Raw genomic sequence first — 26,309 nt, 5'->3', positions numbered from 1 at the left:
CCAAGGTTAGGACGTTCGGGATAAGTGCCGCGTTCAGTTCCGTTCGGTAACGCCTTGCCGAAGCCAGCAGGAACTCTGCCGAAGCTGACCACCGGCCCCCTTGTTGGACGGAGAGTCCAGTGACGGACGTCACCATGACAGCGGTGATCGCGCCCTGCCAGACTGAACGCCGTTCTACTTTTCAGTAACCACTTCCTGGTCATCGACGGCCCGGAGTGCGGGTTTCGGACCAGCGGCTGGTCGGGAGCGTTCAATGTCGAGTCGTCGGAGAGCGGCCATGGCGATCGTCCTCGCCGGAACGACGGCCGGGGGTGCGCTGGTCACGGCCCCGCCCGCCCTCGCGCGTGTCGCCGCGCAGGCCCCGAAGGCCGCGTACGACTACCGGGAGATCAGCATCCCTGGCGCCGGCGGCATCACCCTCGACGGGAACGTGTTCGTGCCGCGAACGCCTGGTCCTCATCCGGCCGTGGTGTTCATCTCCAGTTGGGCACTGGAGGACCACGAGTACATCGCGCAGGCGGCGAAGTTCGCCGAGAAGGGCTACATCGTCCTGAGCTACACCGCGCGGGGGTTCTTCAACTCCGGCGGCGGCATCGATGTGGCCGGGCCGAACGACGTGGCCGACGGCTCCAAGGCGATCGACTGGCTCATCGCCCACACTCCGGTGGACCGCTCCAAGATCGGCCTCGCCGGAATCTCCTACGGCTCGGGCTTCAGCCAGCTCATCGCCGCGCACGACAAGCGGGTGGCCGCCGTGGTCGCGATGGACACCTGGGGCGATCTCGTGGAGTCGCTGTACGCGAACGAGACCCGCCACATGGGCGCTTTCTCCCTGCTCGCCGGCTCAGGGCTCGTGCTCGGGCGGTTCAGCCCGTCGACACGGACGATCCTCGAAGACTTCGCCGCCAATCGGAACGTTCCCAAGCTGATCGAGTGGGGCAGGGTCCGTTCGCCCGGCACCTACCGGGCTCGGCTCAACGCGCGCAGGGTGCCGGTCTTCATCTCCAACTCGTACGGCGAGACGCTCTTCGGGCCCAACCAGGTGCTGGCGCATTTCGACCGCCTGACCGGCCCCAAACGCCTCGACCTGTCGATCGGCGACCACGCGATGGCGCACGTGACGGGCGTCCTGGGTGTGGACAGCCGGACGTGGAACGACGCGCTCCGCTGGTTCGACCACTACCTGCGCGGCCGGGACAACGGCATCGACCGCGAGCCGCCCATCGCCGCCGAGGTCCACTGGAACCGCAAGGTCGAGACCTACCGCGACGTCGCCGATTTCACTGGCCGGAGCGAGCAACTCACCCTCACGGCCCCATCTCCAAAGGGCGAAGGCACGCTAACCCCTGCCGCCACCACACCCCCTCGATGGGCCAAAAAGTTGCGTTCCGGCCAGGACAGCGGGGCGAACGCGGGCATGGTCATCGTCAGCGCGGGCCTGCAGACCTTCGGGATTCCCAATCAGATCCAGACACGGTTGGTCTCCCGCAAAGCCGCCGGTGTCTGGTCCACAGCGCCGTTCAAGATGCCCAAGAGACTGCGGGGCGCACCCGAGCTGGATCTCACCGTCACCCCGTCCGCCCGTACAGCGACCCTAGTTTCGTACCTGTACGACGTGGACGCGCAGGGCAACGGCCGGCTGATCACGAACGAGGCGTACTCCCTGCTCCGCGCCGCCCCCGGCAGGGCGGTCAAGGTCCCGATCCATCTCCAGGCGACGTCGTTCGACGTTCCGGCGGGGCACCGGCTCATGCTGGTCGTCGACACCAAGGACCCGCTCTACGGCGACGCCACCGTGCCGGGCGCGACGGTCACCGTTCAGGCCCCGTCCACGGTGACGCTGCCGCTCGGCTGAGCGTCCTCCTGTCACATGCCGTGACCAGGCATGTTGCCGATGTGAGCTGAGTCACCGGAACGGGCGCCCGATCCGGCCACTCTTACCGTTCGTGAGGCGAATCGGGGTCCTGCCCCGTTATGTTGTGGGGTCCGCACGCAATAAGGTGCACTTCGCGCTAAAAGTGACGCTTCGTCCAGGTCAGAACGGAATGCGCTCGGCGCGACAGGAGGGTGACGGGGTTTGAGCGGGGTGAGATCCCCCGGTCGATCGGCGGTCCTTGCGAGACTATCGATGGGGCTGGGGCGGCTATCGATGGGGCTGGGGAGACTGTTGCGACGTGACCGGGTGACCGGGCAGGTGGCGATCGGCCTTGTCGGCGTACTGATCGTGTCCGCGCTCGTCTACGGCGTCGGTATGGCCAGCTCGCGCTACAAGCTGTCCGACGTCGGCGCCTGGCTGACCGCCACCGGCAAGGGCATGATCGTTCACGCCAACGGACTGCTCGGCAAGGTCGACGGCAAGACCCAGATCCAGGCGGCCCCCAACCACCGGATCAAGATCATTCAGGATGGTAACACCGTCCTCCTGGTGAACGAGACGACGGGCGTCGTCAGCCGCATCGACCCGTCCCAGCTCAAGGTCACCCAGAGCCAGCGCTTCGGCATCGGCCTCCAGATCGTCGCCTCCGGCGGCGTCGCCTACACCCTCGACCCGGTCAGGGGCCTCGTCCAGCAGATCGACCCGGTCACCCTGGCCCCGGTCGGCCGCGCCACAACGCTCACCCCGCCGATCCGGCCCGGCGGGCTCGACGACCGCGGCACGTTCTGGGTCCCCACCGAGCAGACCGGCCGGCTGGTCCCGTTCCAGAACGGCGTCCAGGGCCGGCCGGTGCAGGTGGCGCAGCCCGGCGCCCAGCTCCAGCTGTCGATGGTGGCGGGCGTCCCCACCGTGCTCGACACGACCTCCGGCAACGCCGCGATCGTCGGCCCCGACGGCGTCCGCAAGGTCGCGCTGCTCACCTCCGTCCGCGACCGTCCCAGGATCCCGGCCAAGGTCGAAGGCCAGACCCTGCCGATCCTCGGCCGCGGCGGCGCCCTCGTCCTGCTCGACACCGGAACGGGACGCCTCACCTCGGCGGGCCTCCGCCTGCCCCAGCGCCACACCTTCGGCGCCCCCCAGGTCCTCGGCCCCAAGATCTTCATCCCGGACGAGACCGCCGGCGCCCTCATCGTCTACAACTCCACCACCGGCCGCTTCGAGCAGACGATCGTCGTGTCCGGCAAGCCCGGCCCCCTCGACGTCTTCGTCAAGGACGGCATGCTCTGGGCGAACGACCCGAGCGGCGACAAGGCCGTCTCCGTCGACCAGAACGGCCGGCGTCACAACATCCAGAAGTACACCGACAAGGTCCCCGGCGGCGTCCGCCGCCCCATCCCCTCCCAGGGAGCGGGCGGCGACAGAGGCGGCAACCCCGGTGGCAACGGCGACCAAGGCGGCAACCGCCCCGGCCGCCCAGGCACCCCCAAAACCAAGCCCAAGCCCAACGACCCCCCAGGCCCGCCGACCGTGGACGCCACCGGCGACAAGCAGACCGTCACAGTGACCTTCAGGCCTTCGTGGCGCAACCGGATCGTGCCCACTGGCTACGTGCTCCTGAACGAGAAGAACCGGCCTTGGCCGAACGCAGATCCGCCCATGGCGCCTGACAGCCAGGGCGGTGGCCGCTTCACCGTCACTGGCCTTGAATGCGGCCGTCCCTATGTCTTCCGGGTCGCTGCGAAATACAAGGATCCCAAGTCGGGGCAACCTCGTACTGCCAGACCGGGACAGGACTCGACGTCGGCCTGCAAGGAGCCTGCTGCCCCCAAGAATCTCCAGGCCCGTGGCAACAACGACGGCTCGGTCACCGTCACCTTCCAGCAAGGTGACAACCCGGCGGCCGTCAGGGAGTACGTCCTGGCCGACGAGGCGAGCCGACCGGTCCAGAACGTCCAGCCAGTGAAACGGAGCGGACCTTTCGAGTTCAGGCCCACAGGTCTGGATTGCTCGCTGCAGTACAAATTCCGTGTAATCGCCCGCTATGTGCAGAACGGAGGGTCAGGGTCCGCGCCTTCGGAGGAGCTCGTCGAGGCGCGTCCGTGTGATGCGCCGACCAAACCGACCAGCTTCACCGCCAGCGGCGTCAACCATGGTGCGAGCTTGAGCTGGAGCGCCGCGTCCGGCCACGACTTCAAATACGTCGTGGAGGGCCCGAACGCGCCCGGTCCGGTCAACGGGACATCAACGACCATCACCAACCTGGTGAACAACCAGCAGCACACCTACACCCTCAAGGCGGTGAACGGCGCGGGTGACAGCGGACCCATCACCGCCGTTGCCGACCTCAGCTATCAGCGGCGGGCGTATCAGAACAAGGCCAACAACCAGACCAACACGCTGATCCGGTCTCAGCCGAAGAAGGACGGGCAGATCGGGTCGATTCCCAAGGGCGAGTACAGATCGCTCACCGTGATCTGCCAGATACGCGGTGAAAGCGTCACCGAATCCGAGACCGGCGAGACGAGCGCCTGGTGGAACCGGATCGAGTGGAACGGCGGGATCGGCTATCTCAGCGTGACGCTGATGGAAGGGCCGCGTGAGCCTGGCGGGGCGATGTTCGAGTGCGCCTCATGAGCATCGCGACCGCCTGGTTAGAAGCGAGTGGTAGGGAGCAGGACCGGTGACCGAGAAGCAGAACGGTGTTGTTGACGGGGAGGCGCTGGCGGGGCGGTTCGCGCAGATGTTCGCGGCGCTGGCGGGGAACATCGAGCGGGTCATCCGGGGCAAGCGCGACAAGGTGGAGCTGGCGCTGATCTGCCTGCTGGCGGAGGGGCACCTGCTGGTCGAGGACGTGCCGGGGGTGGGCAAGACCACGCTGGCGCGGGCGATCTCGGCGTCGGTGGAGGCGCGGTGGGCGCGGATCCAGTTCACTCCCGACCTGCTTCCGAGCGACATCACCGGGGTGTCGATCTTCAACCAGGGCAAGAACACGTTCGAGTTCCATCCAGGGCCGATCTTCGCGAACCTGGTGGTGGCGGACGAGATCAACCGGGGGTCGCCCAAGACGCAGTCGGCGCTGCTGGAGGTCATGGAGGAGCGCCGGGTGACGGTGGAGGGCACGCCGCATCCGGTGCCGCGCCCGTTCATGGTCATCGCCACGCAGAACCCGGTGGACATGGACGGCACGTACCCGCTGCCGGAGGCGCAGCTCGACCGGTTCCTGATGCGGATCTCCATGGGATATCCCGACCACCAGTCGGAGGTGGCGGTGCTCGCGGGCGCGCCGACGGGGGCGATGCTCGACACGATGCCGCCGATCGCGGGCCGTGAGGACGCCGGGCGGATGATCGAGTTCGCGACGCGGCTGCATGTGGCGGCGCCGCTCTACGACTACGTGGTGCGGGTCGTGGCGTCGACGCGGGAGCACCCGGAGCTGCGGCTGGGCGCGAGCCCGCGGGCGAGCCTGGCGCTGCTGAAGGCGGCGCGGGTGCGGGCGGCGGCGGCGGGCCGGTCGTTCATCGTGCCCGAGGACGTCAAGGCGCTGGCCGTCCCGGTGATCGCGCACCGCCTGATCGTGACGCCGGAGGCCGAGCTGCGCGGCCGTACCGGCGCCGACATCGTCGGTGAGGTGCTCGCGAACGTGCCGACACCGCAGGCCGCGGCCGTCTGATGCCGACTCCGCTGGGGTGGGGGACCGCGGCGGCCTCGATCGTGCTGTACGGGGCGGGCTGGTGGCTGGGCTATCCCGAGCCGGCGATGCTGGCCCTGGCCGGGCTGCTCGCGGTGGGCGGCGCGGTGGTGTGGACGTTGCCGCAGCCCAAGCTGGAGGTGCGGCGTGAGATCGCGCCGCTGAAGGTCGGACGGGGCGAGCCCGCCGTGGGCGTCCTGCATGTGACGAACGCGGGGCGGGGCATACGCAGCGGGCTCACGGGTCTGGACGCGGCCGGGGCCACCGACGTGAGCGTCGACATTCCGCGGCTGCGGTCGAAGGGCACGCGCACCGTCACCTACCGGCTGCCGACGGACCGGCGTGGCGAGATCGCGGTGGGCCCGCTGCGCCTAGTGCGGGCCGACCCTCTGAACCTGGCCCGACGCGTACGCGAGTACGGCACGCCACAGACTCTGCTCGTACGGCCCAAGACTGTTCAGCTCGGGCTACTTCCCTCTGGACGGGCCTATCACCTCGAAGGTCCGACCAGCGACAAGTCGCCTGCGGGCACGACGACGTTCCATGCCCTCCGCGAGTACGTCATCGGCGACGAGATGCGGCACATCCACTGGAAGTCGTCGGCGCGTACGGGCACGCTCATGGTCCGGCAACTCGTGGACGCCAGCCTGCCGACGACGACGCTCGTGATCGAGGCGCTGCCGGAGGCCTGGGGCGACCCGGACGACTTCGAGCTGGCCGTCGACGCCGCCGCGTCGGTGGCGGTGGGCGCCTGCCGGGCCAACTTCCCGGTCCGGATCCTGGCGGGCGGCGGTCCGGTCGCCGACACCCGCGGCGGCCCGGACGACGCCGAGGTGGTGCTCGACCAGCTCACCAAGGTGATGCCCGCGGACGGCGCGCAGCCGGTCCTCGACGCCGTCCGCCGCGTCCGGCCGGGCGGCTCGCTCATCGTGGTGACCTCGGGGACGGCCGACCTGAGCCGGATCGCGGCGGTGCGGAGCCGCTTCGACCGGATCGTGGTCCTGCGGGTCCGGCCGGAGGAGTCCGCCGTCGCGGCGCCCGGCGTCCACCTGATCGACTTCGCTGACCTGGCGGAGCTGGCGAACGGCTGGCAGCGGCTGGGGAGGGGCCGATGAAGCTCCGGCGCCACCTCTCCCTCATCGTGACCGCCTGCCTCACCATCGTCGCCGGGCTGGCATTCCACCGGATCTTCGGCTTCGGCCCGATCGTGCCGGTCGTCGTGGTCGCCACGGCGGTCCCGACGATCCTGTCGGCGCTCCTCGCGGGCCCGAAGTCGGATCGCCCCTGGCCGCTGTGGATTTCGCTGGTCCTCACCGTCCTCGCATCGGTCGGCACGGTCACCGTGGTGACACTGCGGTCCGCGCTGGGTGACGGGACTCTCCCGCAAACGCTCCGATCGGGTGTCCTCAGCTCGTGGAAGTCGATCCTGACGACGCTGCTGCCCGCCCCGGCCAAGCCCGAATTCCTCGTCCTCGTGCACGTGGTGGTGTGGCTGGCCGCGTTCGCTTCCGCCGAGCTGGCCCTCCGGACGTCGCTGCGGGCCGCGCCGTGCCTGCCCGCGTTCGGGGTCTTCGGCATCGCGCTGCTGCTGGGGGTGGACGGCCCCGGCTCCAACCTCGGGCTCGTCGCCGCGACCGTGGTCCTGATCGCCGTGCTGATCCTCGTCCGTTCCGGCGAGGGGGCGAACTGGCGGCCGATCCTGCTCGGCCTGCCCGTCGCCGCGGCTCTCGGCGGGCTGGCGTTCCTGTCCGGCCCGTACGTGCCGGTCAGCGCCGAGCCGTACAACCCGCGCGAGCAGGTGGCCGCGCCCCCGCCGCAGCAGCGCGACAGCGTCAGCCCCCTCGACCGCGTCGGCGGCTGGCTGCACAACGGCAACCAGTTCCTCTTCACCGTCCGCGGGGGGAAGGCAGAAGATCTGCGGCTGGCCGTCCTGGACAGGTTCGACGGGGTGACCTGGACGTCCACGGCCAAGTTCACGCCCACCGGGAGCCGGGTCCCCGCCGACCCGGAGCCGGGGGAACGCTACTCGGTGACCCAGCAGATCACCGTCAAGGACATGCCGGGTCTGTGGCTGCCTGCGGCAGACCGTCCCCGCCAGATCAAACCCCAGAGCGGCCTAGGCGTGGTCGTCGACCCCGACAGCGGAATCATGGCGGCGGCACAGCCACTCAAGCCTGGGCAGAGCTACCGGATCGACGCCAGAGTGCGGACGTGGAAGGACGCCGACTTCGGTGGCGCGGACGTTGCCCAGGACGCCGAGGCACAGGCCGCACTTGCGCTCCCCAACGGACCAGGCGCGACCAGAGCACCCGTCCAGATCGCAGAGTTCCGTGCCCTGGCCAAACGAGCCACGGACGGCGCAACTTCACCTGGCCAGCAAGCAGGCATGCTCGCCGAGTTCCTCAAGAAGTACGCCAAGTACGACATCAGTGCGCCGCCAGGTCATAGCTATCGGCAGCTCGACTACTTCCTTGGCGAGGCCAAGAGGGGCACACCCGAGCACTTCGCCACCGCCTACGCCCTGCTAGGCAGAACGATCGGCCTCCCCACCCGCGTCAAGGTGGGCTTCAGCGGCGGCACTCTGACCGGTGACGAACGCTTGATACGTTCCGGTGACGTGATGGTGTGGCCCGAGGTGAAACTCGAAGGCTACGGCTGGGTTCAGTTCGACCCGATCCCTGAGCAGGCCAGACGTTCCAAGGGCAACACAGTGGCCGCAGGCGAGACCCAAAAGGGACTGGCACAAGCCCAGCAGAACGCCATCAACCAAAACCGCGGCTCTGGCCCGGGCAAAGTCCCAACGGCTCCGCCCGCAAAACCGAACGCCGCCAAAGACGCGGGGATCCCACTCTGGACACTCCCCGTCGCCGGCATTGTCCTGCTGCTCCTCGCCTACCTCTTCGCCGTCCTGCTCATGCCGGCCCTGCGCAAGCGCCGCCGCCGCTCAGGCCCCCCGCCCGCCCAGATCGCGGGCGCCTGGCACCAAGCGCTGGAGCACCTGAACGACGTGGGGCTGGCCACCGCCCGCACTCTCACCGCCCACGAAGTGGCCCATTTCGGAGCGAAGAGCCTGGGCGAGACCGCCCTCGCCCACCTCCGCCCTCTGGCCGACCTCGTCAACCGCAGCCGCTTCTCGAACGGCCCCCAGGACCCCCGGGCCGCCGCCACAGCCTGGGAGCACAGCGACCAGGTAGGCCGCCTCGTCACCGCCAAGGCGGGCCGAGTGACAAGGCTCTACCGCCGCCTCCACCCCCGCTCCCTCCGCTCACGCTGACAACCGGAATCCATGCATTCACCAACCACCACCCGATCGCCCCGGGCCTTCACTTCCAGGGACCGGCCGATGCCGGACGCCGCCAACTCTCGTTTGGTTCGGGCAGGAACCGGCCGATTGGGGCTACTGGATTGTCATTGGCGTGGGATTACGCCGGGCGTAGGTTCGGGTGATGGAGGCCATCCAGAGCTGGAACGCCGGGGACGGCGCGTTGGATGCGATCGAGGCCAGCCTCAAGGAACAGGGCTGGAAGGACATCACGCGCGCGGGCGAGAGCGTTGAGGCGCGCTTCGGGTCTCGGCTGGCGTTCCGTCTGCTCGGGGGCTACCTGGCGCCGGGCAGGAAACGGTTCCCGCTGCACCTCGCCGTCTCCTCCAAAGGGCTCGATGTCACGGCGAAGCTGAGGAGCGACGAGGGCTTCTACGTCGCGCGCCTTTCGATCATGGACCGCGTCTTCAAGGAGCACGCCGACCGGCTCTTCGGGTCGCTCCGCGCCGCCACGGGGAATGTCGGACCCGCTCGGTAGGGTCACGAGATCAACGACCCAGGGGGACCCATGTCCAAGGCCCAGCAGTTGCGTTCGCTCCACGACGGGCTTCTCGTCCTGCCGAACGCGTGGGATGTGGCCAGCGCCGTCGCCATCGCCCAGGCCGGCGCGGCCGCCGTCGGCACCACCAGCGCGGGGATCGCCTGGTCGCTGGGCAGTCCGGACGGCCACCGGCTCAGCCGCGAGGAGATGGTCGAAGCCATCGCGCGAATCGTCGCCGCCGTCGACATACCGGTCAGCGCCGACATCGAGAACGGCTATGGAGAGAGTCCCGCGGACGTGGCCGAGACCGTCCGCCAGGTCGTCGCCGTGGGCGCCGCCGGCATCAATCTGGAAGATTCGCGCTCGTTCAAGGAACCTCTCCACACTCCCGAGGAGCAGGCCGCACGTCTCCAGGCCGCGCGCGAGGCAGGCGGGCGTGACCTGGTCATCAACGCCCGTACGGACGTCTACTTCTCCCGTGCGGTCGAGCCCGGCGCCCGCGCCGGAGAGGTGCGCGCCCGCGCCAAGATCTACGCCGAGGCAGGTGCCGACTGCCTGTTCGTTCCCGGGCTCCTCGACCTGGACGAGCTGCGTTCCCTGAGCGCCGAGTCACCGCTCCCGATCAACGTGATGGCCGATCCCGGCGGTCCGGACGTCCGCCGGCTCGCCGATGCGGGCGTACGCCGCATCAGCCTGGGCGCCGCCCTCCACCTGGCCACCTACGCCGCCACCCACCGCGCCGTGACCACCCTCCTCCGCGACGGCACCTACGAAGAGTTCGCCGACGCCTCCGAAGTGGCCCCCAAAATCGTCAAGTTCTAAACCGCCCGCATCGTGCACAGCCCGCGCTCTGCACGGTCCGCGGGTTGAGCTGCTCGTGCTGTGGCTTGCCGTGGATCATGAAGTCTGTGGTTCGGGTGCCGGCTGGTTCCCGTCCGTCCGTTGTGGCGGACGGACGGGAACGTTCAGCTGGTCAGCCAGGGCCAGGTTGCGGACTGGCCCGCCTCCAGCAGCGGGATGAGCTTGAACGCGGCGTCGTTCAGCCCGCCGAACGTGTGCCGGTTGCCGGAGCCGGACGGGCCGTGGCCGTGGCTGTAGCCCGCGAGGTTCCAGGTGTAGACCGGGATGCCGGTAGATACCTGGGCCGTGGGGTCGGCGCCGTGGCGGCCGCCCCAGGCCTGCTCGTCGGTCACGATCACGACGCGGTCGTGGGCGCGGTAGTTCGCGCGCACCGCCTCGGCCGTGTTGGTGCCGCCCATCGAGGAGAACCGCCGGAGCACGGTGAGCAGCGACTCGCCGCGGCGCACGTCGACCGGGCGGTGCGAGGTGCCGAACTCGATCAGGTCGGCCCGCTCGGCGCGCATGGCCAGCGCGGCGCCGAAGATGGCGGCCGAGTCGGCGCGGTTCAGCCCCGACTTGTCCGAGACCCGGCCGAACATCGAGCCGGACCGGTCGACCAGGATCAGCGTCCGGCCGCGCAGCGCCGGCACGTTGGCCAGCGAGTGGTTCAGCGCCTTCTCCAGCGTGTACGACCACCGCAGCGACGGCACGGCGTTGTAGGCGGCCAGGAACCGGAACGGGAACATCCGCGAGCGCGCGATCACTTCCGGGTCGGAGATCTTCGCGGCGACCTGGGCGGCGACCTCGTCGCTGACGCCCGCCTGGTCGAAGTTGCGCAGGTTGCGCACGAGCGCGAACACCCCCATGGAGGGGATGATCGCCTCCCACGCGGCGGCGTCCATCGGCCCCTGGAGCCAGCCCGCCAGGGCCTCCCAGGTGATGCCCGCGCGGCGCAGCAGCTCGGGGTCTTCCAGGACGCGGCGACGCTCGCCGACCGGCATCGACAGCAGCGCGCTACGGCGCGTGAGCGTCTCCAGTGACTCGGGGATCGAGACGTCGGCCTGGTAGGGGCGCCTCACTACGTATCCGAACAGGTCGTGCTGCCACGGCCCCTGGAAGCGGCCCCCCTGCGAGCTGCCCTTCCGGTCACCCGGGTGGGTGAGGTTGAGGATGTCGGCGAACGTGAAGCCGCGCGCCTCGGAGCTGCCCCACTTGAGGTAGTTGAACTCGGTGCCCAGCCGCAGCACGGCGTCGGCGACACCGCGCTTGACCGGCTTGGGGATCGCCCGGCCGTAGGTGGACGTCCAGTACGCGAGGGCCTCGCCCGGCTCGTCGGCGCGCGCCAGCACGCTCGACACCAGCCGGCGGTTGCCGCCGTGCAGCCCGGCGTCCAGGCGTGCCCGGACCGCTTCGAGGGCGCCGACGATCGGAGCCGAACGCATGTTGGCCTGAGTGCGCAGCCACGGGAGGAAGCCCGCCATCCATTCGCCGTCGTCCACGGCGGCCCGGTGGACGAGGGCGCGGTAGCGGTCGTCGCGGTCGCCGGCCTTCTCGTAGAACGTGCCCTCGCCGGCCATGTTGGTCACCGCGAGCAGGAAGAGTTCACTCTTGGTGTCGCGTGCGAAGCCGGGTGCGCCCTCATGCGTACGGGCGGACGCGACCGCTTCGGTCTTCACCGGACTCGACGTGGCGGCCCGGGTCTTGGTCCTGTTGAACTTCGCCATTGATAAAGGCCCCCTTTCATGCGGTAGAGGAGCCTTGTGCTTCGTGGAAATGCCCGAGGTCAGAAATCGGTGACGGCTCGACACGTCCGCTGCTCTGCCGACTGAGCTACACCGCCATGAGGCGGCGGTGGGACTCGAACCCACGACCCGCGGATTAACAAGGAAGTATCCGTCACCTGCGCACCGGGCATCCGCGAAACAGATGCTCCTCCCGAGATCAAGTCGGTGCACGGGGTGCCCTGCCAATTGGGCGGCAGCCGCACGAGCGGCTGAAGGAATCGAACCTCGAAGTACCCGTTCACCTGCGCACCGGGAGGTACGCGTGTTCAGTTGTGTGCGAAAGAGCGTGCCCGAGATCAAGGACGGCGAAGGACACAAAGCGCTCTGCCATTGAGCTACACCGGCCGTTAACCGATGACGGGACTCGAACCCGCAACCTCTCGATCCCTGGTCGAAGTAACCCTCGCCTACGCACCGGGCACGTTCTGAAGTTGTGGCCTCCCGAGATCGAAGACGACCGCAGGATGTGTTTCTTTTGGAAGAAGAAGTATCCCGTGGCCTGCACACCGGGAGGTTCGGTGTTTTCTCGGTACATTGAGCACACCACACCGCTCATCACGGGCTCAACTGAATTTATCGACCATTCCATGCCAGACCTCGACGATCTTGTTTGTGTGGGCTGGCCCGGCATGATCGGCCCGCGCTGGAGGACGTCCACGCCGGCGTGGCCGCGGCCGCGGCTGGGCGGGTGGCGGAGGATGATGATTCAGGAGGTGGCCATGCGTGTTGTCCGGGTGCCGGACGTTGCGGATCTGGAAAGGGCTTGGCGCGATGTGAGCGGGGTCTTGGAGCCCACTCCCGTCGTGTCGAGCGAGCTTGGGCTGCTCAAACTCGAGACCTTCCAGCCGACAGGCTCGTTCAAGGTCCGGGGAGCGATCGCCGCGCTGACGCCAGGCGAGCCCACGCTGACGCCGGGGGAGCCCGCTGTGACCGCCAGCGCCGGTAATCACGGCCTTGCCATGGCGTACGCGGCGTCGCGGCTGGGGGCGGAGCTGACCGTGGTCGTGTCGACCCGGGCCTCGGCGGCGAAGGTCGCAAAGCTCCGGTCGTATCCGGTGCGGCTGGTGGAGCACGGCGATGACTACGACCAGGCCGAAGCGCACGCGCTGAGCTTGCCCGGGCGCTTTGTGTCGCCGTACAACGATCCGCATGTCATCGCTGGTCAGGGGACGATCGGGTGCGAGCTCGACACGCAGGTCGACGGGCCGCTGACCGTCGTCGCGCCGATCGGCGGCGGAGGGCTCGGTGCCGGTCTCACCTTGTGGGCGCGGCAGCGCGGTGACGTGCGGGTGGTCGGAGTCGAGGCCGCCGTGTCGCGGGCCGTCGCCTCGGCGGTGGACGCGGGAAAGATCGTGGAAGTGGAGGTCGGTGAGACCATCGCCGACGGCCTCGCGGGCAACCTCGAACCCGGCTGCGTGACGCCCGAGGTGCTCCGGCATGCCGAGCTGACCTCGGTGACCGAGGCGGAGATCCGGGCGGCCATGCGCTGGCTGTTCGCTGAGCACGGCCTGGTCGTCGAGGGAGCGGGTGCCTGCGCGGTCGCGGCTGTGCTGGCAGGCAAGGTCGACATCTCGGGCCGCCTGGTCATGGTGCTGTCCGGCCGCAACATCACGATGCCTGTGTACAGGGACGCCTTGGCATGACGTCCGAGTAGAGGACGGGCGAGCTCGGCTAGCTGCTGATGCTGCCGCGCGGGGAGCTGAACGGTGTCAGCACAGGGTCGTGCAACGCGGCCGACTGCACATGGACGGGTCATCGGCTGTGCGACCTCGATCGCCGCCGGCCGCCACTCTGTGGGGAAGCCACCTCGCGGACGACCGACCAGCCGAGGTAGGGGCCGAGCTCGGCATCCCCTCCTCGACCGCCGTGCGGAACGCGGCGTCCTAGACGAGCAGGTCGGCGGGCGCACCTGCCGCAGGTCACATGGATGGGTGCACCTTGCCGCAGGTGAGATGCACGAGCGTGCAGGCGAGAGTCAGCCGCGGTATGCGGCATGGCGTCGCGCCCGGGGAGAGCGTTGCGCACTGGGGTGTCGTGCACGGGGGCGTCGTGCATGGCGAGGGGGTCGTGCATGGCGAGGGGGTCGTGCATGGCGAGGGGGTCGTGCACGGGGGTGGTGTGCACGGAGGGGCGTGCACGGAGGGGCGTGCACGGAGGGGCGTGCACGGAGGGGGCGTGCATGGCGAGGGTTTCTGCGGATGCCGCGGTTGCACGGCTGGCGGCGGGAGGCAGCTCACCGATGGCCATGGTGGGAGCCGAGGCCGTGTGCGGGCCGGGACGTGTCGTGTCCAGATCGCCGACGTCTTGCTGAGTGACCGACATCGGCCGCCTTGTGCAAGGTCAGGGTGAACGAGGCGGGTGCGAGCTAGTGTGTCCCGCGCGTCGGCGATGGGACGGGTGACGAGTGGGTCAGTCTGGCTTCCGCGGGGCGATGCGCGCTGCGTTCGGCAGGGACCGGGTGACGGGCCAGGTGGCGCTGGGTCTCGTCGGCCTGCTGCTCGTCTCGGCGGTGGTCTACGGGGTGGGCGTCGCCAGCGCCAAGTACCGGCTCGCGGACGTGGGTGCCTGGTTGAGCGCCAAGAGCAAGGGCGTGCTCGTCCACGTGAACGGACCCGCCGCCAAGGTCGACGGCAAGGCCGCGCTCCTTCCGCAGATGCGCGACCACCGGATCAAGGTCGTCCAGGACGGCAACACCGTGCTCCTCGTCGACATCGACACCGGAGTCGTCAGCCGGATCGATCCGTCCCAGTTGAAGGTGGTGCAGAGCAAGGGCCTCGGCGGGACCAACCTCCAGGTGCTCGCGAACGCGGGCAAGGCGTACACCGTCGATCCGGTCAAGGGCGCCGTCCAGCAGATCGATCCGGTCAGTCTGGCGCCGCTCGGGCCCTCCGCGACGTTGACGCCGCCGTTGGAGGAGGCCGGCGTTGACGTGCGGGGCACCTTGTGGGTGCCGGCGCCGCAGACGGGGCAGGTCACGCCGTTCCGCGACGGCCGCCCGCAGCCGCCGGTCTCCGCCGGGAAGCCGGGGGACCGGCTGTCGCTCGTGATCGCCGCGGGCGAGCCCGTCGTGGTCAACTCCACGGCCGCGAAGGCGATGACGCTCGGCGGCGACGGCGTCCGGCTCGATGTGAGTCTTCCTTCCACCGTGCGCACTCCGGAGGTGGAGACGCTGGTCCCCGCCCGTACGGAGGGGACGCTCGTACCGCTGCTCGTTCAGAGCACCGGATCGCTGGTGCTGCTCGACAGCGGGACGGGACGGCACCAGGGAGTGGCCCTTGGGCTGCCCAAACATCGCTATCAGGCGCCCCAGGTCCTGGGTCCCCGGATCTACGTTCCGGACGAGTCCCTGGGGCAGTTGCACGTCTACAACACCGCGACGGGCAGCAGTGAGAGGGCGATCCCCGTCGCGGGCCGCAACTCCAGTCTGGAGGTCTTCGTCAAGGAAGGCTTGCTCTGGGCACACGATCCTGGTCAGCCCAAGGCGGTCGTGGTGGACGGCAACGGCGGGGCGAGCGAGTTCGGCAAGTACAACGACGAAGTCCCTGGCGGCGACAAGCGCAAGCCCCTGCCGGCCGGGGGCGGTGGAGACCGCGGCGACGGCAGGGGACGTGGCGATGGAAATGGTCGGCCTCCGCCAAGGAGTCCCTTGCCAGACCCACCGGCCTCTCCACGTCCGCCCGGAACGCCGACGCCTCCCACAGGCCTGACCACGAGATTCGAGGCCGGCGCGATGCGGATCGGCTTCAAGCCGTCGCGCGGTGGAACGCCGACCGGATACGTCCTCAAGAACGTCACGCCGGGACTGGTCGCCGCGCCCCAGGTGATACCGGCCAACGCGGGCCCGTTCGAGTTCCGCGTCACGGGCGGCGACTGCGACAAGGAGTACACGTTCCGGGTCACCGTCCAATTCAAGGACGCCCAGGGCAAGCCATCGGCATCGGACTCCGACCCCGGCCCGCCCGTCCGGCCATGCACGGCCCCGCCCGCTCCCCGCGACGTGAATGCCAAGGCCACGGCCGCGGGTGCGAAGATCACTTGGGCGCCGGGCACGGGTACGAACGACGCCTCGACCCGCTACCAGGTGAGCTGGCAGGGCCCCGGAACCGCCAAGAGCAAGTCAGGTATCGAAGGCGTCGGCACGACCTTGGGTGACGTCTACACGAACGGGCGGTACTCGTTCACCGTCAGCGCCTCCAACGCCGCCGGCGGAATCCAGGGCACCAGCATCAACGCCACCCTCACCGGCCCGGCCCAGCAATACCCGATCCAGCACAACGGGAAGTCCGACGGGTATGCGAAGACTGCTCCAGATCACGACTCGGCCAATGTCCACGTCTACAACGACAACGGACACCAACTGACCGTCCTCTGCCAGATCAGGGGGAAGCGCTACGCGCATCCCACGGCAGGCGCGAACTTCGCCGGAACCCTCTACAACAAACTCCAGACCCCGAGCGGCGTCGGCTACATGATCGGTTACCTGGCGAACACTCCGGGCAGCGCGGGCAAGGGCTGGGACACATTCGTCGATCTTCCGCTCTGGCGCTGCGAATGACGACGAAAGCGGCGCTGTCAGCCCGCTACGCGCGCGCCGCGGATGCACTTCGGACGTGACCACGACACCTTGGGAGTGCCGTCGGGCCCCAGGCCGGGGACGGAGCCCACGCGGAAGCAGTAGCCCAGCTTGGGGTTGAGCCTCGAGACGGTCGTGGTCACGGCGCCGTTGTCCAGGGGCACGACCGCGCTCGTTCCGAACGGCGCCTGCTGGACGAGGATCGGCATCTGCCGGGCGGCCGCGGGCAGCCGCCAGTTGAGGCCGGCCGACGTGCCGAACGATCTCACCTGCAAGCCCTGCGGCCGGGCGGCGGCGAGCTGGGCCCGCGTGACGGGGGCGTTGCCCGCGGGTGGCTGGGTCCCGCCGGTCTTCGAGGTGAGCGGGCTCGACCCCGGCGCGGACGGGTCCTTCGAATCGCCGCCACCACCGGAGAGCGCGAGGGCGCCGATGCCCACCGCGAGCCCGCCGACCAGGGCGACCGAGGCCGCGATGATCAGGCCGCGCCGCGGGCCGTCCGAGCCGTCCCGGGGCTGGGGCGCGTGCGGATGGTCCGGCTGCGGCGGCCAGGTCGGGGCCGAAGCCTGGTCCGCCGCCGGAATGGCCGCCGCGGGCCCGCCCGGCAACCCCGGCTGAAGCCCTGCCTGAAGTCCTGCTTGAAGCGCCTGCGAGCCTCCGCCGCCTTGCCCGAACGGCGATGTCGTCTGCGGGGTCGTGGAGTAGCCCGTCGGTGGCGCGGAACGAGAAGACGCGCCCGGGGCGTCCGGGTGCCAGGGGGAGAGCGGCCCGGACGGCGACATCTGCTCGGTCAGCCCGTCCGGCGTCGCGGCCGGTGGGGCAGCGGAGGCCGGCGTGGTGGTGGAACGCGGCGTCGTCGGAGCCCACTCGGGTACCGCCGGGGGCCGCGGGTGCGCCGGGAACTGCGGGGCGACGACGGCGGCCGCGACGCCGCTCCCGCTGTGCGCGAGGTCCGTGATCGGCAGGCCCAGCTCGGCCTGGAGCTGCTGCAACCGCTGGGCGAACTCGACCGCGCCGGCGAAACGATGTTCCGGCGCCTTGGCCATCGCCTGGGCGATGACGTCGAAGACCGGCCCCGGCACGTCGCCGCGCTGGAACGCGGGCGGCGGCTCGTTCATGATCCGCAACATCAGTGGCGCGATGCCCTCGCCGCGCGGGCCCTTGAACGCGGGCCGGCCCGCCAGCAGCTGGTAGAGCGTGGACGCGAGCGAGTAGATGTCGGAGCCGACGCCCGGCGTCCTGCCCTCGAGCACCTCCGGCGCGGCGTGGTGCGGGGTGAACGCCTGCGTGTGGCTGTGGTCGAACGAGTCGGTCAGCCGGGCGATGCCGAAGTCGGCCAGGGCGGGCTCGCCGTACTTCGACACGAGGATGTTCTGCGGCTTGACGTCGCGGTGGAGCACCTCGGTCTCGTGCGTGGCCGCCAGCGCGCCCGCCATCTTCACGCCGATGCGCAGCGCCTCGCCGACGGGCAGCGGGCCCTCCCGTTCGAGCCGGTCGATCAGCGCGCCGCGCTCGAAGTACTCCATCGCGATGTACGGGCGGCCGGAGCGGGTCGTGCCGGTGTCCAGCACCGTGACGATGTTCGGATGCCCGGACAGCCGTCCGGTGATCTTGCATTCGCGCTGGAACCGGCGCATGGCCGAGTCGTCGACCGCGCTGATCGACAGGACCTTGAGCGCCACGGCCCGGTCCAGGCGTTCCTGGTGGGCCCGGTAGACGACGCTGAATCCGCCCTCGCCGACCTGCTCCAGCACCCGGTAGCCGGGAACGTCCTCGGTCATGGGATGAGCGGGTTCCTTCGGTCGGGAGGCAGCCGGGGGAGTTGCCCCGGGAGGACCAGGTTAGTACGGGGACGAAACGGGCGAGGCTGGACGGCCGGATGGGGCCGGTCACGGCCACCCCCCCCGCATGCTCCCCTTCCGGAACGCATTAGTCGTTAGGCATTGAACTACGCCCGGCTGACATGTCACGCTGCCCAGGTGTACGAGGCGCTGAACGACGAGCACGACTACGAGATCGACGAGATCGACGGAAAGCTCCCCGACGGCCTGACCGGCACGCTCTACCGCAACGGCCCCGGGCGGTGGGAGGTGGGCGAGACCCTCCTCGACCACATCTTCGACGGCGACGGCATGGTGTCGATGTTCGCGTTCGCCGAGGGCCGGATCCGCTTCCGCAACCGCTACGTCCGGACGCGCCATTACCGGCACGGGCAGCGCACGGGACGGGCAGGGCTGCGCGGCCTCGGCACGCAGCGGCCCGGCGGGATGCTCGCCAACATGTTCCGGCCGCCCGCCAACGTCGCCAACACGGGCGTGATCCTGCACGGCGGGCGGCTGCTCGCCCTCTGGGAAGGCGGCCGCCCGTTCCGGCTCGATCCCGACACCCTCGAAACGCTCGGCGAGCACTCGTTCGACGGCCGCCTGAAGGTGGCCGCCGCGTTCTCCGCGCACCCGTCCCGCTGCCCCGACACGGGCGAGTTGTTCAACTTCGGGATGGACTTCACGCGGGCGCGCGGCCTCCGCTGTCACCGTGTCGACACCCGCGGGCGGCTGCACCACCTGCCGCGGATCTCGCTCCCGTACAGCCCGTGGAACCACGACTTCGCGCTCACCCGCCGGCACCTGGTGTTCGTGATCAACCCGGTGATCCCGAAGCTCCTGCCGATCCTGCTCGGCACCGGCTCGATCGCCGGCGCGCTGCGGTACGAGCCGCACCGGCCGACCTGCTTCACGATCGTGCCGCGCCACGGCGGCGGCAAGGCCCGGATCATCGAGCACGAGGCGCTGCTGGGATTCCATTTCGTCAACGCCTTCGAGGACGGTGACGACATCGTCGTCGAATTCGTGCGATTCGCGGACTGGGATCAGGTTTCCACCGCATTCCGGGAATTCCGTACCAGCGATTTTCCGTGGGGCTGCGGGCTCATGCGTTACCGCATCACCCCCGCCGGCCGGATCGAGGGCCAGGAACTCTGCTCGCTGCCGATGGAACTGCCGCACGCCGACGTACGCCAAGCCGGGCGCGAGCACCGTTACACCTACTTCGCCGGACGGACGAGCCCGACCGCCGTCGGCATCCACGCGTACGACCACGTGACCGGCGCCCGTTCCGTCCACGAACTGCCGCCCGGCCATGGCTTCGGCGAACCGGTCTTCGTGCCGCGCGAACGTGGCGCGGACGAGGGCGACGGCTGGCTGCTGACCCTCGCGTACGACCCGGACGAGCATCGCTCCCGCCTGCTGATTCTTGACGCGCGGGACGTGGAGGCCGAGCCGCTCGCCGTGGCGCGGCTGCGCCACCATCTCCCGATGGGCTTCCACGGCTCGTTCACCGAACGCGTCGCGCTGTTGGGGAAATAGCGGAAATATCGCCCGGCCCGGTTAATCGTTCCGTCAATTCCGGGCCGCCGCGTCACGGCCCTCTCTTAATCTCTGGGGCGATATCGCTCAGCAGGTCAAGAGGGAGTTGGCTCGATGGCGAAAGATGCCGGGACGCGTACCGAGGCGGAGTCGCATTATCGCGATCTTGTCCGGTTGGCGTATTTCGTACTGCCGGGCAAGGGAAAGCGGTTCTACCGGCTCGCGCTCGCCCAGCGGATCGTGGACGGCGTCCTGTCCCGGCGGACGCTGCGCCGGATCACGCCCGCCAAACAGCGCACCAAGGTGCTGCGCAGGGCCATGCGTCCCTCCTGGCGGCTCCGGATCGGCCTCGGCCCCTGGTTGCGCGCGCTGCCCGCCAAACTCCCCGACCCGGCGCTGACCAAGGCGCTCGCGGGCATGGAGCCGCAGGTCCGCGTCGCGTACGTGCTGCGCCACATCGAGGGGCGGCCGCGCTACGCGGTGCGCGACCAGCTCGTCCAGCTGCGGATCCGCGACGTCTGGCCGCTGATCGACGCCGCCGACGCCGCCGAACGTCCCACGGTCCCGTCCGAGCCCTTCGAGCCCACCCCCGTCCGCCTCGGCCGCCGCCCCATCCTCCCGATCGCCGTCGCGACCCTGGCCACAGCCCTGATCGGCGCACTGATCGTGACCGAAAGGCTCGACGGCATGCCGTTCGCCGAGGCACGCAACCTGCGCCTGACCTCCGCCGCACCGGACGCCTGGACGCGCCGCCCGCCCTCCCTGGACGTGTGGCCCGCCCGGGGCGACCTGGTGAACGACAAGGCCTTCACCTCACGAGCCCTCGCCGCGTGGACCGAGAAGGGCCGCCTGGACGGAGACGCCCAGCTGCTCTACGCGGGCAGGGTCGGCGGCGTCCCGATCGCGCTCCTGCGCCACCGCGACCTGATCGCCCGCTACACCGGCTCACCTGACCCGCAAGTCTCCGCAGCCGGAGCCGACGCGTCCAGCCCCATCGCCCTCGGCGGCGGCCGCTACCTCCTCGCCCCCTGGGACACCACCGCCGTCACGCCGTCCGGCCGCAAGGTCAACGTGGTAGGTGGAGTGACCGACACCGTGACCGTGAAGACGCGCTGCCACCGCGGACCGCTCCTCGACATCATCGGCCGCGACGGCTCCCGCACCGTGGGCGAGTTCGGCACCCTCCGCCCCGCCACCCTGACCTACCGCTCACCCACCTCCAAGCCCACAGCGCCCACCACTCCACCAATCGCCCCAGCCAAACCCGCCCCATCACCCACCAACCCCGCCGCCGCACCCGCCAAGCCCGCCACTACGCCCGCCAAACCCGGTGTGGCGCCTGCCAAGCTCGCGCCTTCTGTTCGGCTTAAGGGGGCGAGTGTGAAGTTGTGGGATCGGCTTGGGTGCCTGCTGCCACAGCCTGCGCGGCCGGTGGCGGTGGCGGCGGCCTGGGACTTCTGGTCTGGGTCGTTGCCGCATGGCGGCGGGCATGCCCAATGGGTCTGTACCCGCATGTCCTTCGCGGACGGCGGCGACGCCGGGCAGGCGACGCTCGTGGCCGCGAAGGAGGGGTTCGTCACCGGCTCGTGCGACGCGCGGCAGCCGGTCAGCGGCACCTGGTGGAAGGCCCCGTCGGGCCGCTGGTACTACCTGGCAGCCGCTGTACGTGACCTCGTGCCGCACGCCGAAGGGCCGGTCGGCAAGCCCAAGGTCACCAAGGGGCTCCTGGTCGGCTCGGCCGCCAAGCTGCGCCCCGAAGCACCCGTCACGTTGACCGGTCGCCCCGGCTGAGTTCGCCGGGGTGGTCAGCGTGCACTTACCTCGATCGGGCACACTGGGGGGTGCACCGAATGAGGTTCAGGCGTTGGGTCGAAAGGGGTCGTCCATGGGCAAGGGTCCGCTCTCCGGAGTGCGGGTGGTCGAGCTGGCCGGGATCGGGCCGGGTCCGTTCGCCGCCATGATGCTGGCCGATCTGGGCGCCGAGGTGATCCGGGTCGATCGGGCCGCCGCCGTGGCCAGGGGCGGCGGGTTCGCCGGCACCGACTTCACCAACCGGGGCAAGCGCTCGATCGCCGTCGACCTCAAGAGCGAGCAGGGCAAGGAGGTCGTGCTCCGCCTGGTCGAGCGGTCGGATGTGCTGCTGGAGGGTTTCCGGCCCGGCGTGACCGAGCGGCTCGGCATCGGCCCCGACGAGTGCCTGGCCCGCAATCCCGGGCTCGTCTATGGGCGGATGACGGGGTGGGGCCAGGAGGGGACGCTCTCGCAGAGCGCGGGCCACGACGTCGGCTACATCGCGATCACCGGTGCGCTGCACGCCATCGGCCGCGCGGGCGGACCGCCGCAGGTCCCGATGAACCTGCTCGGCGACTTCGCCGGCGGCAGCATGTACCTGATCGTCGGCATTCTCGCCGCGCTGCTGGAGACCAGGGTGAGCGGCCGCGGCCAGGTCGTGGACGCCGCGATCGTGGACGGCACGGCCCATCTGTCGACGTTCATCCACGCCTTCCTCGCCGGCGGGATGTGGCAGGACGAGCGCGGCGTGAACATGCTCGACACCGGTGCCCCCTGGTACGACGTCTACGAGACCGCGGACGGCGGGCACATGGCAGTCGGGGCGATCGAGCCGCAGTTCTACGCCGAGTTCGTCCGGCTCCTCGGCCTCCAGGACGAGGATCTCCCCGCGCAACACGATCGGGATGGCTGGCCTGACCTGCGGGAACGGTTCGCGGCCGCGTTCAAGGCCAGGACCCGCGACGAATGGGCCGAGGTCTTCCTGCCCGGCGACGCCTGCGTGGCCCCCGTCCTCTCCCTCAAGGAAGCCGCCGAACACCCGTACAACACCGAGCGCGGCGTCTTCGTCGAGCGGGGCGGCCACCTCCAGCCCGCTCCGGCGCCCCGCTTCTCCCGCACCCCCGCCGAGATCGACGGCCCGCCGGTCACGCCCGGCGTCAACAGCCGCGACGTCCTCGCCGACCTGGGCTTCGACGAGGTCGACGCCCTGCTCGACTCCGGCGCGGTGGCCCAGGCCTGACGCGGAAGGCCCGGTGGACCGGCGGTCCACCGGGCCCCCTTCTCAGCCTGTCTCGACGGGCACGAGCTCGGCCGCCGGCCGATCCGGGACGTGCTTCGTCCGGGGCAGCACGACCGCGGCCACCACGGCCGCGATCACATAGAGACCGGCGGCCACGACGAGCGCGTTCGCGTAGCCGTCGTTCAGGCTGCCCGACGTGTGGGCGGCGACGGTGGCCAGGGACGCCAGACCGATGGCGCCGCCGAGCTGCCGGGCGCTGTTGAGGATGCCCGAGGCCGTCCCGGCTTCGCCCGGAGCCACACCCGTCGTCGCGGCGGCGGCCACCGGCGCCAGGCACAGGCCAAGCCCGATGCTGGTGATGGTGGACGGGCCGAGGACGTCGGCGACGAAACCGCCGTCCGGGCTGATCCGGCTGAACCACGCCATGCCGACGGCCGCGAGCAGGGCGCCGGGGATCAGCGAGACGCGGGGTGACCGGCTCGCCCCGAGCCTGGTGGCGGCGACCGTACCGACGATCACGCCCAGCGAGAACGGGAGGAACGCGGCGCCCGTCGCGGCCGCGCTCATGCCCAGAACCTGCTGCATGTAGAGGGAGACGAAGTAGAACGCGGCGAACTGCCCGGCCGCGGCCAGGAACACGAAGACGTTCGCCCCGCTGACCCAGCGGCTCCTGAAGAGACCGAGCCGGACGAGCGGCGCCTTCGTCCGCCGCTCCACCAGGACGAACGCCGCTAGGAGCGCGACCGCCAGGGCGAGCGTGCCGAGGGTGGTCGCGGAGCCCCAGCCGTGCCGGTCGGTGCGGACGACGCCGAGCACCAGCAGGCCGGTGCCCGAGGTCGCGAACACCGCGCCGAGCACGTCCAGGCGTTCCCGCGATCTCGGCCCGTCCGCGGGCACGGCCGCGACGCCGAGGACCAGCGCGCCGAGCACGATCGGGATGTTGATCAGCATCACCCAGCGCCAGCCCGCGTACTCGGTCAGCAGGCCGCCCGCCAGCACCCCGAGCGCGCCGCCCGCCGCGTTCACCGCGCTCCAGACGCCGAGCGCCCGGACGCGCGCGGGCCCCTCGGTGAACGTGGTGGCCAGCATCGCCAGCGCCGCCGGGGCCACGGCGGCGGCCGCGACCCCCTGCGCCGCGCGGGCGGCGATCAGCTGCCAGGGGGCCTGCGCCAGCCCGCCGAGCAGGGACGACAGCCCGAACGCGACGAGCCCCAGCAGGAAGAGCCGGCGCCGGCCGTACAGGTCGCCCGCCCGGCCGCCGAGCAGCAGGAAGCCGCCGAACGTCAGCGCGTACATGTGGACGACCCAGGAGAGGTCGACCGGATCGAACCCGAGCGAGGTGCGGATCGCGGGGAGCGCGACGTTCACCACCGCCATGTCCAGGGCGACCATGAACTGCGCCACGGCCACCGCCGCCAGGACGAGGCCCGGCCTCAATTTTTTATACATGTATAAAAACTAACCCGGACGGCTCCGGCTTGTCGACCCCGAGACAGCAGGCAGGGCGCGCGGGGCGGGCGCGGCGGGCATGGGCCAAGATGGGCGGGTGGGCACACGGACCGGGCGGCCGCCCAAGATCTCGCGGCCGGACATCATCGCGGCGGCGCGGCGGATCATCGACACCGACGGCGTGGAAAAGCTGACGATGCGGCGGCTCGCGCAGGACCTCGGCAGCACGCCGATGGCCGTCTACCACCACGTGCGCGACAAGGAGGAGCTGCTGCTCCTCGTGCTCGACGACATCGCGAGCGGCATGCTCCGGCCCGAGCTGCCCGCCGACCCGCGCGAACGCATCGTCGTCACGGCGCAGGCGATGCACGACACGCTGGCGCGGGTGCCGTGGGTCGTCCAGGTCATCACCGCCGACGACCTCTTCTCGCCCGCGGCCCTCTGGTACAACGAGAACGTCATCGACGCGGCCATGGCGTGCGGGCTCTCCATCGAGGAGGCCGTCTACGCCTACCGCAGCATCTGGTACTACACGGCGGGCGAGCTCATCATCCGGGCCTCCGCCGCCCGCCGCCGCGCCGAGGACGACCGGCCCACCTTCCGCGACCAGGTGTTCGCCGGCCTGGACGCGGACGAGCTGCCGAGGCTGTCGTCCCTGGCCGGCCGCTGGGAGGAGATCACCGCCCGCGACACCTACACCGAGGGTCTCCGCGCGCTCGTGGACGGGCTGCTCGCCGCCGCCCGCTAGCCCGTGATCTGCGGCTTTACCTGCGCTTTCTCGGCCATTTAGTCGAATTTAGGCGAATTCATCCGCACGTCGGTGTCGAGCCCCGGGGCGCGGGTGCGCCGAGTCCCCTCCTGTCCGAGCACGTCCGTCGGTTGCAGCGCGACGGCCACGGGGTCCTCGTCGTGACCGCCGCCGACGATGACGCCGCCCTCGCCGCCGACGTCGGCATCGGCCTCAAGCGTGACGGCGAACGTACCTGCTGGGGCGCGGACCTGATCTGCACCGGCGGCCTGGAGCAGGTCTGGCGCCTGCTCGGCGCGGTCGGCGCCGCGCAGGAGGGCCGTCCGCCTGGCCGTGGGCGGTTCGTCCCTCGGCACGCTCCTGGTGGTGACCGGCCGCCGTAGCACCTCGCCGCTCGATCTGGCGCCGGTGCACAGCGCCGCGGTGATGGCGATGCTCGGCGGCGTGGTCGCGGCGCGGCGGCTGGCCGCCCGTACACCGCCCGATCCGCTGCCGCGCGTCCCCTGGCACGCGCTCGATCCCGAGCAGGCCGCCGAACGCGCGCTGCGGCTCCGTCCCGGCGAGGACGCCACCCCGCGAAGACCGTCCCGCGGCCCGTCGCGGCCCGTCCGGGCGGTCACCGAGGTCGCGCAGGCCGTCGGGCACGAGCTGCGCGACCCGCTCACCCCGGTCCTGGTCCTGGGCGCCGCCGCGTCCGCCGTCGTGGGCTCCGGCGTGGACGCCGCCCTGGTCGGCGGGGTGATGGCGGGCAACGCGCTGATCAGCGGCGTGCAGCGGGCCCGCGCCGAGCTGCGTTCCGGCGAGTCGCAGCCGGTCACCAAGACGCTGGAGGCGGTGCCCGGCGCGGACCTCGCCGAACGTTCCTGCATGGTCTACGAGGACACCACCGTCCTCGCTGGCCGTGCGTACGCCGTCGCGGTCGCCACCGGCGCCGCGACCCAAGGGGGCCGCGCTGGCCGGACGCGGCGCCGCGCCGCCGTGATCGAGACGCCGGGGGTCAGCCTGTTCTTCGGCTGCGTCCCGCTGGGGCCGCTCGCCTGGGCGCAGGTGCTCGCCTCGGCCACGGTGGCCGTCGGGCCCTCCGCCTACGCGCCGCAGGCGATCGAACGCCTGGACGCGTGGTGGAGCGCCCGCTCGGAAACGGCGGCCTAGGAGGCG

The 26,309-nt window shown here is 70.6% G+C and carries 18 protein-coding genes; 14 read left to right on the top strand and 4 right to left on the bottom strand.

The features are described from left to right. The first annotated feature begins 277 nt into the window (after positions 1-277). From ACGFNU_RS39745 to ACGFNU_RS39715, 7 genes are all read left to right on the top strand, one after another. Complete coding sequence (locus tag ACGFNU_RS39745; protein WP_392601775.1) at positions 278-1,855, top strand: CocE/NonD family hydrolase; 1,578 nt, start codon at positions 278-280, stop codon at positions 1,853-1,855. Positions 1,856-2,167: 312 nt separating this feature from the next. Next, complete coding sequence (locus tag ACGFNU_RS39740; RefSeq protein WP_392601774.1) at positions 2,168-4,510, top strand: hypothetical protein; 2,343 nt, start codon at positions 2,168-2,170, stop codon at positions 4,508-4,510. A gap of 46 nt (positions 4,511-4,556) precedes the next feature. After that, positions 4,557-5,546, top strand: coding sequence for an AAA family ATPase (locus tag ACGFNU_RS39735; RefSeq protein WP_392601773.1), 990 nt, complete (start codon positions 4,557-4,559; stop codon positions 5,544-5,546). Further along, positions 5,546-6,679, top strand: a complete 1,134-nt coding sequence (locus tag ACGFNU_RS39730; RefSeq protein ID WP_392601772.1) for a DUF58 domain-containing protein — start codon at positions 5,546-5,548, stop codon at positions 6,677-6,679. Before ACGFNU_RS39735 ends, ACGFNU_RS39730 begins: the two co-directional genes overlap by 1 nt. Further along, complete coding sequence (locus ACGFNU_RS39725) at positions 6,676-8,838, top strand: DUF3488 and transglutaminase-like domain-containing protein (protein ID WP_392601771.1); 2,163 nt, start codon at positions 6,676-6,678, stop codon at positions 8,836-8,838. Before ACGFNU_RS39730 ends, ACGFNU_RS39725 begins: the two co-directional genes overlap by 4 nt. 172 nt (positions 8,839-9,010) lie before the next feature. After that, the gene (locus ACGFNU_RS39720) at positions 9,011-9,364 is read left to right on the top strand and encodes a hypothetical protein (RefSeq protein WP_392601770.1); all 354 of its coding nucleotides are present in this window, start codon (positions 9,011-9,013) and stop codon (positions 9,362-9,364) included. A gap of 30 nt (positions 9,365-9,394) precedes the next feature. Continuing rightward, entirely contained in the window at positions 9,395-10,189 is a 795-nt protein-coding gene (locus ACGFNU_RS39715) for an isocitrate lyase/phosphoenolpyruvate mutase family protein (RefSeq protein WP_392601769.1), read from the top strand. Between the two features lie 143 nt (positions 10,190-10,332). Here ACGFNU_RS39715 and ACGFNU_RS39710 read toward each other — a convergent pair whose 3' ends face one another. Next, positions 10,333-11,931, bottom strand: a complete 1,599-nt coding sequence (locus ACGFNU_RS39710; protein WP_392601768.1) for a TROVE domain-containing protein — start codon at positions 11,929-11,931, stop codon at positions 10,333-10,335. Between the two features lie 491 nt (positions 11,932-12,422). Here ACGFNU_RS39710 and ACGFNU_RS39705 point away from each other — a divergent pair, with 491 nt between their 5' ends. Both ACGFNU_RS39705 and ACGFNU_RS39700 read left to right on the top strand, forming a co-directional pair. Continuing rightward, positions 12,423-13,634, top strand: coding sequence for a pyridoxal-phosphate dependent enzyme (locus ACGFNU_RS39705; protein ID WP_392601767.1), 1,212 nt, complete (start codon positions 12,423-12,425; stop codon positions 13,632-13,634). A gap of 788 nt (positions 13,635-14,422) precedes the next feature. Further along, positions 14,423-16,546 (top strand): hypothetical protein, encoded by a 2,124-nt coding sequence (locus ACGFNU_RS39700; protein WP_392601766.1) that lies wholly within the window; start codon positions 14,423-14,425, stop codon positions 16,544-16,546. Between the two features lie 17 nt (positions 16,547-16,563). Here ACGFNU_RS39700 and ACGFNU_RS39695 read toward each other — a convergent pair whose 3' ends face one another. Next, positions 16,564-18,342, bottom strand: a complete 1,779-nt coding sequence (locus tag ACGFNU_RS39695) for a serine/threonine-protein kinase (RefSeq protein ID WP_392601765.1) — start codon at positions 18,340-18,342, stop codon at positions 16,564-16,566. A 198-nt stretch (positions 18,343-18,540) separates the two neighbouring features. On the opposite strand from ACGFNU_RS39695, the gene ACGFNU_RS39690 reads away from it, so the two are divergent. The 3 genes from ACGFNU_RS39690 to ACGFNU_RS39680 all read left to right on the top strand — a co-directional run bounded on the left by ACGFNU_RS39690 (position 18,541) and on the right by ACGFNU_RS39680 (position 22,954). After that, on the top strand, positions 18,541-19,923 hold the full coding sequence (locus ACGFNU_RS39690) for a carotenoid oxygenase family protein (protein ID WP_392601764.1): 1,383 nt from the start codon (positions 18,541-18,543) through the stop codon (positions 19,921-19,923). A gap of 174 nt (positions 19,924-20,097) precedes the next feature. Continuing rightward, on the top strand, positions 20,098-21,714 hold the full coding sequence (locus ACGFNU_RS39685) for a hypothetical protein (RefSeq protein ID WP_392601763.1): 1,617 nt from the start codon (positions 20,098-20,100) through the stop codon (positions 21,712-21,714). Positions 21,715-21,808: 94 nt separating this feature from the next. Continuing rightward, positions 21,809-22,954, top strand: coding sequence for a CaiB/BaiF CoA transferase family protein (locus ACGFNU_RS39680; RefSeq protein WP_392601762.1), 1,146 nt, complete (start codon positions 21,809-21,811; stop codon positions 22,952-22,954). 42 nt (positions 22,955-22,996) lie between these two features. Here the strand turns inward: ACGFNU_RS39680 and ACGFNU_RS39675 are convergent, their stop codons facing one another. Next, the gene (locus tag ACGFNU_RS39675) at positions 22,997-24,403 is read right to left on the bottom strand and encodes an MFS transporter (RefSeq protein ID WP_392601761.1); all 1,407 of its coding nucleotides are present in this window, start codon (positions 24,401-24,403) and stop codon (positions 22,997-22,999) included. A 97-nt stretch (positions 24,404-24,500) separates the two neighbouring features. Here ACGFNU_RS39675 and ACGFNU_RS39670 point away from each other — a divergent pair, with 97 nt between their 5' ends. Further along, positions 24,501-25,151: a TetR/AcrR family transcriptional regulator gene (locus tag ACGFNU_RS39670; protein WP_392601760.1), complete on the top strand. Its 651-nt coding sequence runs from the start codon at positions 24,501-24,503 to the stop codon at positions 25,149-25,151. A 38-nt stretch (positions 25,152-25,189) separates the two neighbouring features. Here ACGFNU_RS39670 and ACGFNU_RS39665 read toward each other — a convergent pair whose 3' ends face one another. Beyond that, positions 25,190-25,507 (bottom strand): hypothetical protein, encoded by a 318-nt coding sequence (locus ACGFNU_RS39665; protein ID WP_392601759.1) that lies wholly within the window; start codon positions 25,505-25,507, stop codon positions 25,190-25,192. A gap of 10 nt (positions 25,508-25,517) precedes the next feature. On the opposite strand from ACGFNU_RS39665, the gene ACGFNU_RS39660 reads away from it, so the two are divergent. Continuing rightward, positions 25,518-26,303, top strand: coding sequence for a hypothetical protein (locus ACGFNU_RS39660; RefSeq protein ID WP_392601758.1), 786 nt, complete (start codon positions 25,518-25,520; stop codon positions 26,301-26,303). Positions 26,304-26,309: the final 6 nt, after the last annotated feature.

This window comes from Spirillospora sp. NPDC048911, from assembly GCF_043198015.1.
Lineage (GTDB): Bacteria > Actinomycetota > Actinomycetes > Streptosporangiales > Streptosporangiaceae > Spirillospora.
Note: the sequence above shows the minus strand (reverse complement) of the source record. Positions and strands in the feature narration are given on the sequence as shown.

What these genes read in the sequence shown, in the direction of transcription:
- ACGFNU_RS39745 (WP_392601775.1), top strand. Translation starts at nt 278, where the DNA reads ATGGCGATCGTCCTCGCCGGAACGACGGCCGGGGGTGCGCTGGTCACG.
- ACGFNU_RS39730 (WP_392601772.1), top strand. Translation starts at nt 5,546, where the DNA reads ATGCCGACTCCGCTGGGGTGGGGGACCGCGGCGGCCTCGATCGTGCTG.
- ACGFNU_RS39725 (WP_392601771.1), top strand. Translation starts at nt 6,676, where the DNA reads ATGAAGCTCCGGCGCCACCTCTCCCTCATCGTGACCGCCTGCCTCACC.
- ACGFNU_RS39720 (WP_392601770.1), top strand. Translation starts at nt 9,011, where the DNA reads ATGGAGGCCATCCAGAGCTGGAACGCCGGGGACGGCGCGTTGGATGCG.
- ACGFNU_RS39715 (WP_392601769.1), top strand. Translation starts at nt 9,395, where the DNA reads ATGTCCAAGGCCCAGCAGTTGCGTTCGCTCCACGACGGGCTTCTCGTC.
- ACGFNU_RS39710 (WP_392601768.1), bottom strand. Translation starts at nt 11,931, where the DNA reads ATGGCGAAGTTCAACAGGACCAAGACCCGGGCCGCCACGTCGAGTCCG.
- ACGFNU_RS39700 (WP_392601766.1), top strand. Translation starts at nt 14,423, where the DNA reads ATGCGCGCTGCGTTCGGCAGGGACCGGGTGACGGGCCAGGTGGCGCTG.
- ACGFNU_RS39695 (WP_392601765.1), bottom strand. Translation starts at nt 18,342, where the DNA reads ATGACCGAGGACGTTCCCGGCTACCGGGTGCTGGAGCAGGTCGGCGAG.
- ACGFNU_RS39680 (WP_392601762.1), top strand. Translation starts at nt 21,809, where the DNA reads ATGGGCAAGGGTCCGCTCTCCGGAGTGCGGGTGGTCGAGCTGGCCGGG.
- ACGFNU_RS39675 (WP_392601761.1), bottom strand. Translation starts at nt 24,403, where the DNA reads ATGTATAAAAAATTGAGGCCGGGCCTCGTCCTGGCGGCGGTGGCCGTG.